Source organism: Aquimarina mycalae (assembly GCF_029906345.1).
GTDB lineage: Bacteria > Bacteroidota > Bacteroidia > Flavobacteriales > Flavobacteriaceae > Aquimarina.
The window spans coordinates 789535-805306 of sequence record NZ_JARYGY010000001.1 but is presented as its reverse complement, the minus strand read 5'-3'; the positions used below and the strand labels follow the sequence as shown (position 1 = coordinate 805306).

General features: G+C 32.1%; 20 protein-coding genes. 3 read left to right on the top strand and 17 right to left on the bottom strand.

Annotated features, from left to right (window positions below):
• Position 1 precedes the first annotated feature (1 nt).
• From QBK95_RS03545 to QBK95_RS03475, 15 genes are all read right to left on the bottom strand, one after another.
• A complete protein-coding gene (locus QBK95_RS03545; RefSeq protein WP_280930614.1) occupies positions 2–316 on the bottom strand; it encodes a hypothetical protein in 315 nt (104 codons plus the stop codon).
• 2 nt (positions 317–318) lie between these two features.
• On the bottom strand, positions 319–477 hold the full coding sequence (locus QBK95_RS03540) for a hypothetical protein (RefSeq protein WP_280930612.1): 159 nt from the start codon (positions 475–477) through the stop codon (positions 319–321).
• Positions 478–486: 9 nt separating this feature from the next.
• On the bottom strand, positions 487–3333 hold the full coding sequence (locus QBK95_RS03535; RefSeq protein ID WP_280930610.1) for a hypothetical protein: 2847 nt from the start codon (positions 3331–3333) through the stop codon (positions 487–489).
• The gene (locus QBK95_RS03530) at positions 3333–5477 is read right to left on the bottom strand and encodes a phage tail length tape measure family protein (protein WP_280930608.1); all 2145 of its coding nucleotides are present in this window, start codon (positions 5475–5477) and stop codon (positions 3333–3335) included. Before QBK95_RS03530 ends, QBK95_RS03535 begins: the two co-directional genes overlap by 1 nt.
• Complete coding sequence (locus QBK95_RS03525; protein WP_280930607.1) at positions 5458–5637, bottom strand: hypothetical protein; 180 nt, start codon at positions 5635–5637, stop codon at positions 5458–5460. The genes QBK95_RS03530 and QBK95_RS03525 overlap by 20 nt, the downstream gene beginning before the upstream one ends.
• Before the next feature lie 173 nt (positions 5638–5810).
• Positions 5811–6188, bottom strand: a complete 378-nt coding sequence (locus QBK95_RS03520; protein ID WP_280930605.1) for a hypothetical protein — start codon at positions 6186–6188, stop codon at positions 5811–5813.
• 11 nt (positions 6189–6199) lie between these two features.
• Positions 6200–6622 carry a phage tail protein gene (locus QBK95_RS03515; RefSeq protein ID WP_280930603.1) on the bottom strand — a complete coding sequence of 141 codons (423 nt, stop codon included), beginning with the start codon at positions 6620–6622 and terminating at the stop codon, positions 6200–6202.
• A gap of 11 nt (positions 6623–6633) precedes the next feature.
• Positions 6634–6993, bottom strand: coding sequence for a hypothetical protein (locus QBK95_RS03510; RefSeq protein WP_280930600.1), 360 nt, complete (start codon positions 6991–6993; stop codon positions 6634–6636).
• A complete protein-coding gene (locus QBK95_RS03505) occupies positions 6990–7505 on the bottom strand; it encodes an HK97 gp10 family phage protein (RefSeq protein WP_280930598.1) in 516 nt (171 codons plus the stop codon). Before QBK95_RS03505 ends, QBK95_RS03510 begins: the two co-directional genes overlap by 4 nt.
• On the bottom strand, positions 7498–7833 hold the full coding sequence (locus QBK95_RS03500) for a phage head completion protein (protein ID WP_280930596.1): 336 nt from the start codon (positions 7831–7833) through the stop codon (positions 7498–7500). Before QBK95_RS03500 ends, QBK95_RS03505 begins: the two co-directional genes overlap by 8 nt.
• Complete coding sequence (locus tag QBK95_RS03495; protein ID WP_280930594.1) at positions 7833–8393, bottom strand: head-tail connector protein; 561 nt, start codon at positions 8391–8393, stop codon at positions 7833–7835. The genes QBK95_RS03500 and QBK95_RS03495 overlap by 1 nt, the downstream gene beginning before the upstream one ends.
• Positions 8394–8600: a hypothetical protein gene (locus QBK95_RS03490; protein WP_280930592.1), complete on the bottom strand. Its 207-nt coding sequence runs from the start codon at positions 8598–8600 to the stop codon at positions 8394–8396. It abuts the gene before it with no gap.
• 61 nt (positions 8601–8661) lie between these two features.
• Entirely contained in the window at positions 8662–9966 is a 1305-nt protein-coding gene (locus QBK95_RS03485) for a phage major capsid protein (protein WP_280930590.1), read from the bottom strand.
• Positions 9953–10612 carry an HK97 family phage prohead protease gene (locus QBK95_RS03480; RefSeq protein ID WP_280930588.1) on the bottom strand — a complete coding sequence of 220 codons (660 nt, stop codon included), beginning with the start codon at positions 10610–10612 and terminating at the stop codon, positions 9953–9955. The genes QBK95_RS03485 and QBK95_RS03480 overlap by 14 nt, the downstream gene beginning before the upstream one ends.
• The gene (locus tag QBK95_RS03475) at positions 10602–11831 is read right to left on the bottom strand and encodes a phage portal protein (RefSeq protein ID WP_280930586.1); all 1230 of its coding nucleotides are present in this window, start codon (positions 11829–11831) and stop codon (positions 10602–10604) included. Before QBK95_RS03475 ends, QBK95_RS03480 begins: the two co-directional genes overlap by 11 nt.
• Before the next feature lie 121 nt (positions 11832–11952).
• Here QBK95_RS03475 and QBK95_RS03470 point away from each other — a divergent pair, with 121 nt between their 5' ends.
• Entirely contained in the window at positions 11953–12426 is a 474-nt protein-coding gene (locus tag QBK95_RS03470) for a hypothetical protein (RefSeq protein WP_280930583.1), read from the top strand.
• 109 nt (positions 12427–12535) lie between these two features.
• Here the strand turns inward: QBK95_RS03470 and QBK95_RS03465 are convergent, their stop codons facing one another.
• Positions 12536–13306, bottom strand: a complete 771-nt coding sequence (locus QBK95_RS03465) for an SOS response-associated peptidase (RefSeq protein ID WP_280930581.1) — start codon at positions 13304–13306, stop codon at positions 12536–12538.
• Between the two features lie 92 nt (positions 13307–13398).
• Here QBK95_RS03465 and QBK95_RS03460 point away from each other — a divergent pair, with 92 nt between their 5' ends.
• A complete protein-coding gene (locus tag QBK95_RS03460) occupies positions 13399–13686 on the top strand; it encodes a hypothetical protein (RefSeq protein ID WP_280930579.1) in 288 nt (95 codons plus the stop codon).
• Between the two features lie 254 nt (positions 13687–13940).
• Complete coding sequence (locus QBK95_RS03455) at positions 13941–15347, top strand: hypothetical protein (RefSeq protein WP_280930577.1); 1407 nt, start codon at positions 13941–13943, stop codon at positions 15345–15347.
• A 185-nt stretch (positions 15348–15532) separates the two neighbouring features.
• On the opposite strand, the gene QBK95_RS03450 is transcribed toward QBK95_RS03455, so the two are convergent.
• Entirely contained in the window at positions 15533–15772 is a 240-nt protein-coding gene (locus QBK95_RS03450) for a hypothetical protein (protein WP_280930576.1), read from the bottom strand.

The following is a 15772-nucleotide window of genomic DNA, read 5'->3' as shown; positions in this document are numbered from 1 at the left end:
TTCAGCTTATATTAATATCATCTAATATCATTCTTAGATTTTCTTCGTCAGTAATTGGTAATGCATTTACTTTAGCTATAATAAATCGACCTTCGGAAAAATAGCCAGCAATAACATCTCCCACTTCGTGAGATACACTATTCGGATTTCCATTTTTTATAGTGGCAAAGCCATCTATAACAGGTATGAATTTAAGTGAGTCAATCTTATCATTTAAAAATTCAAAGTTTTGATTTATCTTCTGTCCTGAGGTTCTTAATGGATCTCCGTTACCATCATTCGGAGCATTTCCGATATCGATTTCAACTACTGGCATAATTATATATTATCTAAGGTTATTATATCACTATCAAACCTCACTATAGTACTATCCATAGTATGTTTGGTCTTTTCGAAATCAATAAAAATCAGATCATTTCCTCCTTCAGATTCAAATTGATTTGGGTTGCAAAATTCTATTCTATGTTTTTCGGCCATTTTATTTTATTAAACATTTAAGTTGGAATATTTTTCAGAAATCGTTAATGGTAAATTATTTATGTTACCTGAATCATTTTGAAATACTCCACTTGGTATTCTGAAAAAAATCTCAGATAAGTGAAGTCTGCTCACCCCTTGTGGAGAAGCATCGTTATTATCTGCAGCCAATTCAATTTGATAAATTATATTATCACCTGGGATTATACTGATAGAAAAATTATTTGATAATACAACAGCACTATAAACATCTACTCCTGTGGAGGGTCTTAGATGTGTCTTGGAATATATCTCAACATCATTTTTGAATACTTTAATCGAAACAAAATTTGTTACATAAAGCGCTCCAATCATTGTTGCGGAAACATAATGATTAAGTGTCATTATATCTCCTAATAGATCAGGATTAATAATAAGATCATATTTTAATGTTCTTCTAATCCAATTAGAATTGGTAGTGTTTGGGAATGTGTCGAACTCATCATAGAATTTATTTAAGCTCAATGAGAAATCCGTTACTCTAATTATCTCAACCAGATCCGAAGCGATTTGACCATAATTATCTCTAATGGTAACACTTAAAACTGTATTCCTTCCAAAATCATATAGCGTAACAGGAAGCTCATTTGAAGGGCCTAGAAACCCCTCACCACTTACTATTTCCCACTGAACATCAACAAGGAAACTATTTGGTGTAGAAGGTATAGCAGTAAATTGAGCAACAACAATATTAGGGTTTTCAATCCTTCGATCTAATCCAGCATCAACTGAAATAGGAACTAATACCGTATCATCTGCACCATAATATGCTTCTACATACTTAGCAGAAGTATTTCCAGAGGTTAAGTCGATTGAAGTTCGTAAGGAATAGAATGATTTATCACCTCGAAAACCGAAGAGGATTAAAGAGGAAAAGGAATAATACCCCTTTAATCTGATATCTAAAGAAACATGGACTGAACCATACATGCGTCTATAAATATCAGCAACAATCCTACCAAATCGTTTTGAATTATTTTGATATATATCATCTTGCCATTCAATCCATTTACTTCTGTTTCCTGCACTATATGAAAAGTCATAAATATCGACTTTGAGGTCATCGAACCTAGATATTACAAAACCTAAACTTTCAGAATCATAGGTAAAAACATTCTCATCACCATTATTAAAATTATAAGTAACATCAATTTTATTTACCTTCTGCCAATCGGATGAATTATTCTGTCTTGTAAATACATTATCAATATTATCGACAATCAAAAAAATATTAAAATTATCTAATACAACATAATCCAATCCATCATTTATAAAACTACTTCGGATTGGTATTGTTTTTTCATACAATAAGAAGTCTTGGATCTTTTGTCTTGATAAACTTAACAGGTTGCGATTAGACCTAATATCGTCATTAAGCGTTAAATCAACAGTTTTCTCAATAGAGAAATCATCATTAATAATATCTTGATAATTCTGATTTTCTTTGTATTCGATGTCCCTTATTGATATTTGATCAACTCTTATGCTTTTTATTGAAGACTTATCATCTTCACCAACAGGCTTATACAATCTAATATCTAAAAATCCATTATTTAATACAATGAAATCCTCAGAATCTGATGCTGTTTTATCAGCCTTGAAATCATAAGTTCTATCTATCCTTTGAAGATTCCCGTTAAAATCATCAATCACAACGGACACACTAATTAATCCTAACCATTGGCCAGATTGAACCAACTGTTCATCACTTAGACTTTCTTCTTCATTTTTGTTAATAAAAAACTCAACAGATAAATTAATTTTCTGACCTTTAGTTACATATATTTTATTCTTTAAATATAAATATTGCGAATCGTCTAAGGGCTCAAAACCCTTTAATGTTAACTTGCCAGTGTCGTAATCAATAAACACCCAATTTATATTTGGAATTACACTTAAGAACAAATTTCTAGGTAAGTACTCAACTAAAGATTCATTGATTACCAACCAACCATCACGGGATTCTTTGTAAACATTTTCTGGAATCTCTGTCAGAGCTAATGGATGAACTACATTGATGTTTTTTAGTGGAGATATTACAGATATCTGAGGCCTTCCAATAGCTTTCTTTTTTACATCAATAGGTTTTTTTGTAATTAGTTTATCATACAAATAGACACCTAACGAATCAAAAACTTGATAGTTTATTTTGTTAATTGCTTTTTTATTATAACCGACCACAAACCAATTACCATATTCCATAAAAACAGAACATAATAAATCACCGCAAATAGTTTCTAAAATTCTATAGGCATCGTATTTTTTTGAACTATCGGTAAAAGTGTTTCCATCAATAAAAATCTTATCAAAACGAGCATTTGGATTTGTTATAGCTGGACTAAAATATAAATCAGCTGTATTCGAGGTTAAACGTAAACAAGAACTAATAAAATTTATAACGCTATATTCCTCAGAGTAATACGAATCATCTAAATACTTACCTCTTAATCTTCCCAATCCACAAGTAGCTAGGAAACTAACAAAAAATTGTCCGTTTTGAAAAGGTTCATTGTATTGTTCAGGTAACAAAAAACCTTTCCAAAACAGGATATCAATTATCTCATTATTCTGGATTTGTTTTTTGAACACCTCTATTTTGTACCTACTCTCATTGCCAGTATACAATTCGAAGAACCTTCCATCCTCAAACTTTTCATCAAGCATATTAAACGATAAGTTAGAACCAACAATTGGAGTATCCTTTTCATCGCCACCTTGCCAAGATAATACAGCACCGTTTTTAGAGCACTTTTCAATAATAGTTTCTAAATCAGGATTATCGGTATCAAATATTTTTATATTAAAACACTCACCCATTAGCCAATACGATTTATTCTGTTATCAACTTTATCAAGTAAAAACCGAATTTTCTCACCTTCTATATCGAGATTTCCAAATAAATTCACTTTTACTCCAGTATTATCAATTTGATTCGATAAATTCTTTTGTTGGGCCTTATTAAGTATTAATTCACCTGAATTAAGTCTTGCTAATATTTTATCACCATAATAAGAAGAACCACCAACTATACCTCCTGTGGCAAATTGAGGTATAGCTGCAAACGCACTTAACACCACACCAGTAAGTTGCGCAATGAATGCAGGAATCGCACCAACCGCGGCTGGTCCAGTAGCCGCTCCAGCTTGTGTACCTCCAGCAATTGCACCAGCAATGGACTGAGCTAGGAAAGCGGAAATAATTTCTGTAACACCTTGAATTAGAACTTTTAAAAAACCCTCTAATCCATTTTCAGCTAACCCTAAACTATTAGTAAAACTTCTTGCAAATGAATCAAATACATTAGTTAATCCTTCTCCTAAAGTTTCTTGCATTAATTGTCTGAACTGTTCCGCCTTTTCTCTGATATCGGCTAATCTTAATTCTACACCACTTGCAAACTCGTCTAAACTAGTATTCATTCCTTCGAAATTGATACCAGCAATTGATAGATCACTCGAGGTAACATCCAAGGAAGTTAAATCACCTACACTTTCTACTTGCGGAGTTCTATCTTGACCATTACCAAAGCCCGAATTAATTCCTTCCTTGACTGCATTTTGAATAGTATCTTTAAATGGATTTAAATCAACATTGTCTGGGTCCAACTTATACGCTCTTCGATTTAAAGCATTATTAATACCTTCTTTCAAATTTTCATCTATATCGGTTTTCAAAGAATTAAACTCTTCTGAAATAGATTTTGAAAAATCTTTTAAATTATTTAGCCCTTTAGCAAAGGTCTTTGAAAGAACATTGGGAATATCCTCGAAATTACCAGTTAGAACAGCTTTGATTAAATCACCAACCGCAACAAATGCGTTTTTTATGTTACCAGCTACTAAGGAGATTAAATCTCCCAGTGCATTAAATACAAATTTTCCAGTACGGAATACATTTTTAAACGTAGTTATAATTACTTCAACACCAGTTCTAAAAACCACACTTTCATTATATAAATCGATAAAATAGTTAGCGATGTCGACCAACGTTCCTTTGATTGGTTCCCAGTTTTTAGCTATAATAACTCCTATTGCAGTTAATGCGGCAACAACTAATCCAATAGGTCCTGTTAATATTGTAAAACCAGTTAAGATAGCAGGTAATATTGTCCCTGCTAAAGCAAGTAGTGGACCAATAGCTGCCGCAATTCCACCAATAATAACAATGAATTTTTTTGTTTCTGGAGATAAATTTTTAAAACCAGTAGCTATACTTTTGATATTTTCCACAAAGGGTAAAAGCGCTTCGACTATTATTTTACCGAAATCTTCAGATATATCTCCTATTATATTCGATAATTGTTTAAATGGCCCTGTACCTGCTTTTGCCGCTGCCGCCGCACTGCCACCATATTGTTTTTCAAGTTCATTTAAAATAATCGATTGAGCTTCAGCTAATCTGTTTGACTGAACTAAACTATTAATTACTTTTTTCTGATCTTCACTGAATTGAATTCCAGATCGACTTAAAGCCGATAAGTTCGCAATTGGATCATTTAAAGCCTTACCCAATTGAATAGATGCGCTTTTTAGGTCACCATCTAATCTAGTAGCTAAATCCAATGCAGCTTGCTGAGTTCTTCCGAATTGTTCATTTGCGATATTAGTAAAAGTCAATAGTTGAGCCGTTACACTTTTTAATATCTCTTCATCACCAAAAAGTGAATTGCTTTGTAAATCAGAAGCCAATCCTTGCAACTGATCAGAAGTGTAACCAACAGCATTACCCGTGCTCAGCAAACCTTGTTCCACTTGAGCAATGGCTTTTGATTGTTTATCAAAAGCCTTAGCAGATTCAAAACCCAGCGCAACAATCGGAGCGGTTAAACCAACAGACAATCCAACTCCTACTTTTTTAATCTTCCTACCTAGATTATCCATTTTTCGGGATGCATTTTGCATACCTGTAGAAAACTGTTTTAAGTCTGCTAAAAATTTTATATTAACTATCGGTGCTGCCATTGTCTATTTTCTCCCAAACTTTTTTAATATCCTTTAGTTTCTCTTCTGGTGTTCTATCATCTATCAATTCATTAACCGACTGATCATCCCAATCAAATTGGATTAAGTCAGATGGTTTACTTACTTTTTTTAATGTTTGTTTTGTAGACCAAAACGCCAAGTATCTTACTTGTTCCCATTTGAAACGTTGATTCCTTTCGGTTTTATTAAGATATCCTTCACTAATATTTTGAAATTGCCTTGGAGTTAAATCATAGAAATAGTTTAGATCTAAGCCTATTTCACCACAAGCTAATGACTCTAAATCGTCAAAGGTTAGGGAAACAGAATTTTCTATTCCCCTTTCTTTGACTTTCCCCTACCATCAGGAATTTTAGAAGCCTTTTTTAACTCTTGATTTTTGACAAAAAATTGAACTACTTTACTCATTAGAGAAGGATCATTAACAAACTCGTCTAACAAATCGTCAGCATCAAATGGTAATCTTTCATTTGTTTCTGCTTGTATACCCGTTAACAATAAATTACCAAATGTAAAAAGTCCATCCATTGTCACTTCATTATTTTCATCTGGTTGTATTGACTTGACTCTATCATCATATTCTGACAAATACTTTAATCCGAGCGCTTCCATAAACAAACGCCTTGATTTCATTTTGAATGAGTATTTATAATCTTTACCTTTAATTTTAATATTCCCGATGGTATTCATATCTATTTATTTTATACTATTGTTTCAATTGCAATATCACCACTCACCAAGAATGAGAATGATGCAGTACCTACCTGCTGATTTTCTGCTGTGAAATCTGATTGTGTCACGTAACATTGACCAGAAACCTTTTTATCTCCTGCGACACCTGTTGTAAACTCCCAATCTAATAGTGTTTTGTTTAACTGATATTCAGCTAATTCAATTGGGTCTACATAAGTTGCAGGTGCGACTGGTTTATCTGCTAATAGAGCTTCAGTAGATAATGTGCCAGAGTAATTACCCATTGATATTTCAGTTCCTTCTATATCTTTACTAGCTAATTCCTCCGTAGCTGTAGAGATACTTAATCCACATGAAGTGGCATGATAAAGATTGTCACCTTGAAAGCTTAATCTTAAATTTTCTCCTCTGTAAAATTGACCTGCTGCCATCGTTTGTTTTATTAAGAATTTTTAATTATTTGATATGTATTAGTTATAATATGTTCACTTGGTTTATCAGGGTTAATCTCGGATTCCGTTCCTTGATAAATCAATTCTTTGTACTGATCTAAAAATTCGGTAAGCCCATCAGTCAAATCCATTAGTGATTCATAATTCTCACTTATAATTCTGATCTGTACATCATACTCAAACATTCCATTTTTGGAATAAGCTGGTCTACGATCTATTTTAAATACAGCAAAAGGATATTTGGCGTCTTGCCAAGCAACAATAGGAGAAACATCTGTTAATTTAATACCATCATATTCACTATTGAATCCCGTTAAATAGGCGTTTATTAAATCTGATGTTTGTCTCATAATCGATCTATCAACTTTTGAATATATTTCTCTGTGCTTACTAAAGCTTCTCTACTTACTTTTCCCTCAGTCTTATCTTTTGCTCGATTCATAAATTTATTAGCAGGTATTCTACCAGTTGCACCTTTTGAATTGAACCTGCTATTACCCCGACGATTTCTTTTAAACCCGACACGGTATATATTGTGACCGAAAATCACGAATGCACGTGCATAAAAACCATCATAACGACCACTTGATTTGGGCCGTACTACAATCATTGGATTTCTAGCTCTACGAGCAACTTGAATTCCAATAGATTTTCTAGTGTTACCTGGATCAACTTTTTTTCCACCTTTCAGGACATGTGTTTTTTTAGATTTTGGCGCTTGGTTTCTAGCTTCTTTTACTGTTGATCTGGCCGACTTACGTAAAATTTTAAGAACTTCTTTTCTTTTTGCCTTATCTGGTAGTTTTTTAATCTTTGCAGTTAACTCACCAAACCCTTTTATTTCAAAAATTCTTTTATTCACGGCGATCGCAATTCAGCTTTAAAAACTGTTTTCTCCCAACTTTTTCTACACCATAAACATTCAACTCTACATTATTATCAACTACATACAAGTGCTGAATCTTTTCCTTTACTATATCTGGGTGATACCTAATAACAAATTGGTCCGAATTAATCATCACTACTTTGTCATCTACTGACTCATCGCTTTTTAAAGGTTTTTTACTTGCCCAAACCGAAGCTATATTAACGGATGTTAAATAATCTGCCCCTGTACTTCCTTTTGTTGGGATTTTTTTAACGATATCGATGCGACGATCCATTTTACCTATAAACACAAAATCCTTCATTAGATAAATTTTTTAAACGGCCTCATTAATGCTTGAGCTCTTGTAGATACAATTTCGGAGCGATCTGTTCGAAATTCATAAAAATCCGACACCATCAACAAAATTGCCTGATAGATAACTTCTGGTAACGTTTTTTGTGTCATTCCAACCACATAAGAAAAACTAACCGCATCTATTCGATCATAAGTTTCAGGAAATGAACCTGAAGAATCATGAATCAAACAATCCTTTGATGCAGGAGTACCATTATATCTATACTCTTTATATTCCAGCTCAGTATTTGTTTCATCAAAATAGTTTACAGTAAAAACCTTATCTAATACAGGCGTATATTCTAAGACCAAAGAATTAGGAAAACTATTAGCACAAATCTTAACCTGACGCTGATAGATATACAAGCCAGTATATTCTTCTGCCATAGTAATAGCTGAAATGATATATTGTGTAATCAAATCATCTTCGTAATCGTAATCAATCTTTAGATGTGCTTTAGCAACATCTAAAGTGATATACTCTAAGACGGCCAGATCAGGATTAGATATGTTATAGTTTAGGTTCATTTACTCCTCAGTGTTATCTGATTCTCCTGAATTAGTTTTATCTAGTTTTTTAGCATCTGCTTCAGTAATAGCATAACCATGTTCTATTAATTTTTCAGCTAATTTTTTTTCAAGTTCAGGAGAATGTCCTACTGCATACGGTAAATTAAACTTTCCCCAAAGGGATTTTTTTACTCTAATCTGTAATACTTCTTTTTTCTGCGCCATTGTTTTATATTTAAAAAACCCCTCCCTTAGAAGGAGTTTTAATTATACTTTAGAATTTAAGTTATGCGTTTGTCAAGAATGAATTCTTAGCAAAAGCTTTCGGATTTGCAATTGCAATATCTGCGTGTGTATTTACAACAACACGTATACTATTTGTAAGATCTTCAGAATATGGATTCACCATAAATGAAACAGCACCCCATTGACCTATATACATTTGAGAGAAGTCACCATAAATAAGTGGATAAACTGCAGTACCCGCATCGTCACCAACAGGAACTAATGACGTTGATTGGAATGGGAATCCATCAAGCTCATTTCCTTCGATAATGAAACGACCTGAACCTTCATCCTTAGATTTAGTTTTTAATGCAGCCTTTAATTTAGGATGTAATAAATATCCTAAACTATTTTCGGTTGCATCATCCTCTTCAATTAATCCTTGTAACTCAACAATTCTAGCATAATTTGCTTCCTGAGCATTTACTGCATCAGCTACATTAACACCTACGTAATTTAACAAACCAGTAGGAGCAGGAGCAATGCCGTTAATAGCTGCGGAGTTGATCGTGTTTTCCCAACCTTTACTTAAATTTCTTCTCACCAATGCTTCTACATCTACCGAAGATTGCATAATCAAACGATTGTTTATAGAAACTGCTGCACCTGATCTTTTAGGATCTAATGTCGGTCCAGTAAATTCATTTTTTTGCTTGGTGATTGCTCCATCCTCTGTTAACCATTCAAAGTTATACGAGTTAGAAACTGGCATTGGAATTGATCCACCAGAAAGCCCAGTTAAGAGGGTTGCTCCCATTTTTTGAATCCAAAGTTTTGGTTCTAGTGCTTGAATCACACGAGGAGCTTGATCTTGAACCAATTTACCACCAAAATCACCTGAATCTTGCGTAACTGTTTGTTGATCTGCTCTTATAAAAGAAAGCGGTACCATTACCCGTACACCTTTTTGAGGTGTATCAAAATCTACTTTTGCATCTCTGTTTTCTTGCACTGCAATTTCCTGTGCTTCTTTTTCCGCTCCTTCTTGTGCTGCACCTTTTAAAGCAGTTCTAAGCATTTTAGTAATTGAAAAACGCTCTTTAACTTGATTCTTTTCTTGCTCTGCACCATCCGTTAGAGAAGTACCTGTAACTGTTTCTGCTATTTCCTTCTGACGCTTTTCGAAATCTTCAGCTTCCTCAATCTTTTTATCAAAATCATCAATATCTGATCTAATTTGATCAATTTCTTTTTGTTCTTCTTCAGAAAAATCCGCTCTTTCCTCATTTTCCGCATTTTTTACAATAGCATCCCATTTTCTTATTAAGGAAGCTCGCTTTTGTTTTAACGCATCACTTTTTTTCATTGTACTTACTTTTTGATTTATAAATTGCTAAGCGAGCTTTCGAAACAGAAAGCCCATTTTTCTTATTATCTTCCTGATCTTCCGCACTTTTATAATCAGCGGATAATTCAGATCGTATTTCCTGAAATATTTCAACTGCTCGTTTTACATTTGCACCTGTATTAGATCCAATATTAACTACGCTCCACTCAAAGAGATCCTGACGAGTGAAATACACATCATTTTCATCTTCACCTTGATCTTTTTTACCCATCCGATAATCATGTACATCGGCACCTATGGAAGCCATTCGAAGCGAACCTGCAATTATTTTTTTTCGAATTTTTTCCGCTTTTGGGTTAACATCTTCATCTTCTAATCGTACGCGTGCCACCCAAGCCTGAGAACCATCCGATAAAGTTTCTTTCCAAGGTCCTTTTACAGTTCTACCGATTAAATTATCAGGATCATCACCACTAGATCTATGTTGATAGAAAACCACAGGATTATCCTTGTATCTTTCGAATCCCCATCCATCATTTGTGAAAACAGTACCGTAACTATCTCGCTTATCTGTAGTAATCACAAAATCAAACTCTTTTTGATCTTGCTCAAAACCAGACTCACTTCTTACATACGTAGGGATATAAACTCTTTTAGTTTTCATCTTTAAACTGTTTTTCGATTTGTTCTAGTGTTAATGTATTAGCAGGTGTTAAGGGCTCATCTAAACCATCAAGACTGTTATAATCTTCTAGGTTTCTTATCTCATTTCTAGTATGCCAACCATAGTTAATAGATCTACCGTAGTATTCACCTTTGGTTTTAATATCGGTTCGAATCAAAGCATTCGTATTAATCTTAACATAGTGATTGATTCTTTCTTCTTCAGTAAAAAGCTTGTAATCATACTCTTCTTCTACACGTTTTGCCCAAGGTGCAATAGTATCTGATCCGTGTTCTAAAGACTGTTGCTCAATATTACTGTAAGTAGCATTTTCTAAGTGTTTAATTTTATGAGGAGCGATGTTAAACCATCTTGCAACATCGGTTGTAGAAATCTTTTTCCAGTCAATCAATGAAGCTTCCTGAGCATTCGCTGTAATAGGCATAAAATCCATTCCTTCATCTAAAACACCGATGTTATGAGTACCGCCTTTGGATAATCTATGCTCCATTGCATCCGCTATCATCGTTTTAGGATTAGGCTTTAAAGCTTTATCTGACTTAATAATTCCAGCTAATAACCCTTTACTTTTGAAATTTTCATCTGCAAATGTTTCGGAAGAAAGTGCTGCACCTAAGTTTTGGGTCGCATATTTAAAAACCGAAATGCCGTAAACTCCATTAAAAGAGAATCCAGGAATATGTATAACATCTTCTGAGGATAGAAGGTTTCTATATCCTTTTATGTCATAATATAGTTTGCCGTCCTTTTTACGGATATCATTAAGATTATCAGGCTCTATAAAATCAAATGATTCTTGAAAACCAGTATAGGAATTTCTTTTTATAACCGCGATTCCGTTACCACGAAGCAAAGCAGAAACCATCAATGCTTTATGAAAACTAAATTGAGTCATCATAGCATTGGGTCGTTTACTAATTAAATAATCAACAGGATGTTCAGGTTTACGGAATCGGTTTTTACCAACTTTCTCAAAAACTCCTTTTGGAAGCTTTGCGATATCATTGGAAATTTGATCAACTGCATTATAAACAGCGGATAAAGATAAAGCGGTCTGATAATTTACTACCTGACCGCTTTTACTCAAATTAGCGAACATAGAAAAGATTCCCCCTGTTAAATCCTTATTATCACCATTTGTCGCAGAACGCGAAAATGAATGAAATGGTGATTGCAATGCTCTTAAAACTAAACTCAAAATAAACTAACTAAATTTATGAGTGATAAAATTAGAGCAGGAGGAGAGATTAAAAGGGCATAATTTATGCCTTTATATAATTAAGGGAAAAATCTCCTATATTTGGGTAAACTAATTAACTATGTGGGAAATATTAAATCATCCAGTATATGGAAAATACATAATTGGGATTTTGAGTGCGTTTACGTTTTATATGTTATTAAAACTTATTGGGATTACTAATAAAAAATATAAAAGTCTATGGTTATATTATAAGGATGGTAGAGAAAAATTGATCACTAAGATGGTAATAAAAAGAGGTTTTTTGGAAATGTATAAAATACAATTTCTAATGAGAGGTTTTTATGCATTGTTTTTTTTAGGCTTTCTAATAATTTATACAGGAATTTCAGAAGCCTCGATACCTCTAGGGTTCCGTGCTTTTACTACTATTTTCTCTTTAACTTCTTTTTTGATTAGTATAATTGATTTATTGCTCCATTATCGTATATTAAGAAAAGTATACATTATTATTATTGCATTAGAAGGAGATACTTATGAAAAAAATAAAGAGAAGCATCAGATGATTAAAGAAATATTAGATAATAAAGAATGAAGATTACTTCTTATATTTGTTATTTCTGAGATAATGATTAAACCACCCACCAAGAAGCCATATTATTATTCCTAGTGGTATGAACCACCATTCAAAATCGTCCATTCTATTAAATTAAACCAATTAAATCCATATTAAAGGCTAACTCTGGGTAATCTGCTTTTTGGATAATATATTCTGAGTTGCTTTCTATTTTAGGTGAATATAGATTTCTACTTACTGGATAATATTCTAATGTTGAATCATCATAAGCAAGATTAATAAGTTCTGTTATATGTTCTTTATTTAAATCACATCGTAACCATTCCTTTTGTAAATCCTTATTGAGTAACACTACCTGTCGATGTCCTCTTGGATCCTTATTATGAATAGTACTGAATAAATTCGAAGCTTTTTTAGTTAACATGGTAAAAGTTCTGACCATTCCATCCGCTGATTCCGTATAAATACCAGCAATGGATAATATTCCATCTACCTTATCCGTAAAATAAAAAGGATAAGTAGTATTCATAAAACTATGAGGCTCGAAAAAGCCAGTTACAGGAATAATACACCTTTTTATTAGAATAGAATCTTTGTAGGTATCGTAAGTAAATATTTTTTCACTTTGTGCATTAAGACTATACACATTGTTCTTTCCCTGTTGATAGTAATCATTAAGTTGGAATCCATTCTTATAACTTGGCATAATACCCCAAATCATAGGATGTAGCTCTTCTTTACTTTCTTGAGGTATCACTAACATCTCAGGATGATCTAGACCTCTTAAGTGATATGCAATAAAATCAGTATCTGAAATTTCAAATTTCTCAGACCTTCTAACACCATAATGTTCTTCCAATCTCTTAACTTTTCTTGCTTGTGATGCTTCGTAACACATATAAACTTGATTTCCATTTCAAATATACAAACTCTTTTATTTTATAATATTGGAAAATTTCCTAGTTTTATGGAATATTTCCAAATTTAACAATGAAACAACAAGAGATCCATATCGATGAGAAATTTATAGAACTAAAAATCAACAGAGCATATGCTGGAATGTCGAATTTAAAAGTTACCAATTCTGGTAATTCTTATGCAATGCTCTGTAATAAAATTTACAGTTATCATAGTAATATTAAAAGTTATTCGGGTCGAAGAAGCCTAGCTGCTTCACAAAAGATTTTTACTCAACTTATTTACAAGTACAAGAATTTTGAATATGATGGGTTGCGATATACTTTTAATAACGGAAAATGGTATTGGTCACCAGTATAAGACTTAATTTATAATTATCACATATAAGATTATTATATTCTTTTAGGAATCTTATATTCAAATCAAAAGTTCTAATTTAATTAGTACATTATTTATTCCTAAATAATTCATTTTTCTTAGCAGTTATTCTTATTAAAGTATTGAAATAAATATATTTACATGGGAAATTTCTACTTTATTATGTTAATTTGTTACTACCTTCGGAGTGAGTTGTTGTAATATGATAGGTAAAGATTAATTGTTAAGAAACCTAAATGAAAAATCAAGAAGAAATCATTAAACAGATTTCAGAAATTGAAACTAAACTACTAGAACAAGAGCACAGGCCTTTAGTAATAATTAAGAATTTTATTAATCGCAATCAATATGAAAAGGGTGACCCAAGAAGAAAGGCAATATATTCTTCCTTTATTTGGAGATTGTTTTTTTCCCCTGGTGTAATGGCTGCTAGTGGAGGCTTAATCGCTTTAATATCTTTAGGAATATTAATTTGGCAATCTAGCATAATGATTAAACAAAATAATCTAGTTCTTGATCAAAATATAAAAATAAACCAACAAAATTATTTGGTTGAAGCGCAAAGACGATCTGCTTTACAATTTGAAATTTCGGAAATATTAAATCGTATTGATGAGGAGTTGCAAGAATCCGATAATCGCGAAAGATTATTATCAAAACAACTTAAAGGACGAATAATTGCAGTAACTGCTGCCATGAAGCCATATCGAAGTTTTCAAGATGATACATTAGGAAAACCATATAGTTACGAAAAGGGGCATTTATTCGCCGCACTTATAAACAGTAATATTAATGAAATTGATTTATCAGATATATTTATTAAGGGAAATTTTTCGAATATGAAATTAGAAAACTTAAGACTAGGGGTAGAAGCGGATCCGTTTATTGCTCTAAACAAGAATTTAGACAGAAATGATTCTGTAATTAATTTAGATAAAATTGTTATAAGTGATTCGTATATAAAAAATGTTGTGTTCGAAAATGTTAATTTCAAAACATTCATCTCCTTCCGTAATTGTACTATAAATGACTTAGGTTCCAATATCCCTTTAAGTACTTCTTTTTTCTTTAATAATACATTAATAAAAGATTCTGAAATTTTAATTGGAGTAAATCTTCGCGAATATTCGGATTTTGATATTCCAGCAACATTAAGAATGGACAATTCTAAAATTGATAATACTCATATTAGATATGTTAATTTTGCGAATAGACCTAATAACAGTAAGGAAGATGAAATTGTAGATCGTCTTATACTTTCAGGCAATAATGAAAATAATGAGATAATAAATTCAACATTTCTTTTTATGAATCTTAGTATCTCTATGTTCGATCATTCAGAATTATCAATTAATGATGTTATGTATTATCCCCCAAAAGACCTGAATTCACTCCATATGAGATTATTTGCTAATTCAGATTTAAGTATTCAAAAATTACAATCAACGAATAAATTGAATATAAATATTGATAAGGAAAACAATAAAAAAAGGATTATAACGGACTCAATAGTATATACTAAAGATTCAAGTGATAAATGGTTCGTATTATCAGCATATTTAAGTCAATCTCGAATTAAATCTTTCCAAGTTATGAATCAACAAGATAGTATTAAAGTTTTCCAATATTCGTATCAAAATTGATTATGATTTATTTTTTAATAATTCTCGAGTAATAAGAAATCCGATTATTGTTTCGGTAACCATTATTAAATAAACAATAGCAATTCTGGAAGATTCATTTTGAATCCAATTATTATCTAACATAGCAGATGTAAGAAATAAAAGAAGGAAGGTTATTGTAATATTAAGGAGTAAATAAATAAGTTTCATTTTGCTAAATATATTTTAAGGGAATTTCTAAAACTTCGAATAGAACTATATTTATACTCTCCAAAGAGATCGAAATATTCATCATTTACATTATTGTAAGCTTCAAAGGCGGTTCTACAGTTTTTTAGTTGATCAAAGTATCTAAGAAAATACCCTTTATTAATACCATGCTTTCTATAGTAGAAATACATGTCAAGATCGTCTTGTGTGAGTTCTTTGTGAGTGAGTATATTCAT

Bases quoted from the DNA above. Each gene is read 5' to 3' on its own strand.
- QBK95_RS03545 (WP_280930614.1), bottom strand. From the start codon at position 316: ATGCCAGTAGTTGAAATCGATATCGGAAATGCTCCGAATGATGGTAAC.
- QBK95_RS03540 (WP_280930612.1), bottom strand. From the start codon at position 477: ATGGCCGAAAAACATAGAATAGAATTTTGCAACCCAAATCAATTTGAA.
- QBK95_RS03535 (WP_280930610.1), bottom strand. From the start codon at position 3,333: ATGGGTGAGTGTTTTAATATAAAAATATTTGATACCGATAATCCTGAT.
- QBK95_RS03530 (WP_280930608.1), bottom strand. From the start codon at position 5,477: ATGGCAGCACCGATAGTTAATATAAAATTTTTAGCAGACTTAAAACAG.
- QBK95_RS03520 (WP_280930605.1), bottom strand. From the start codon at position 6,188: ATGAATACCATCGGGAATATTAAAATTAAAGGTAAAGATTATAAATAC.
- QBK95_RS03515 (WP_280930603.1), bottom strand. From the start codon at position 6,622: ATGGCAGCAGGTCAATTTTACAGAGGAGAAAATTTAAGATTAAGCTTT.
- QBK95_RS03510 (WP_280930600.1), bottom strand. From the start codon at position 6,993: ATGAGACAAACATCAGATTTAATAAACGCCTATTTAACGGGATTCAAT.
- QBK95_RS03500 (WP_280930596.1), bottom strand. From the start codon at position 7,833: ATGAAGGATTTTGTGTTTATAGGTAAAATGGATCGTCGCATCGATATC.
- QBK95_RS03495 (WP_280930594.1), bottom strand. From the start codon at position 8,393: ATGAACCTAAACTATAACATATCTAATCCTGATCTGGCCGTCTTAGAG.
- QBK95_RS03490 (WP_280930592.1), bottom strand. From the start codon at position 8,600: ATGGCGCAGAAAAAAGAAGTATTACAGATTAGAGTAAAAAAATCCCTT.
- QBK95_RS03485 (WP_280930590.1), bottom strand. From the start codon at position 9,966: ATGAAAAAAAGTGATGCGTTAAAACAAAAGCGAGCTTCCTTAATAAGA.
- QBK95_RS03480 (WP_280930588.1), bottom strand. From the start codon at position 10,612: ATGAAAACTAAAAGAGTTTATATCCCTACGTATGTAAGAAGTGAGTCT.
- QBK95_RS03470 (WP_280930583.1), top strand. From the start codon at position 11,953: ATGTGGGAAATATTAAATCATCCAGTATATGGAAAATACATAATTGGG.
- QBK95_RS03465 (WP_280930581.1), bottom strand. From the start codon at position 13,306: ATGTGTTACGAAGCATCACAAGCAAGAAAAGTTAAGAGATTGGAAGAA.
- QBK95_RS03460 (WP_280930579.1), top strand. From the start codon at position 13,399: ATGAAACAACAAGAGATCCATATCGATGAGAAATTTATAGAACTAAAA.
- QBK95_RS03455 (WP_280930577.1), top strand. From the start codon at position 13,941: ATGAAAAATCAAGAAGAAATCATTAAACAGATTTCAGAAATTGAAACT.
- QBK95_RS03450 (WP_280930576.1), bottom strand. From the start codon at position 15,772: ATGAATATACTCACTCACAAAGAACTCACACAAGACGATCTTGACATG.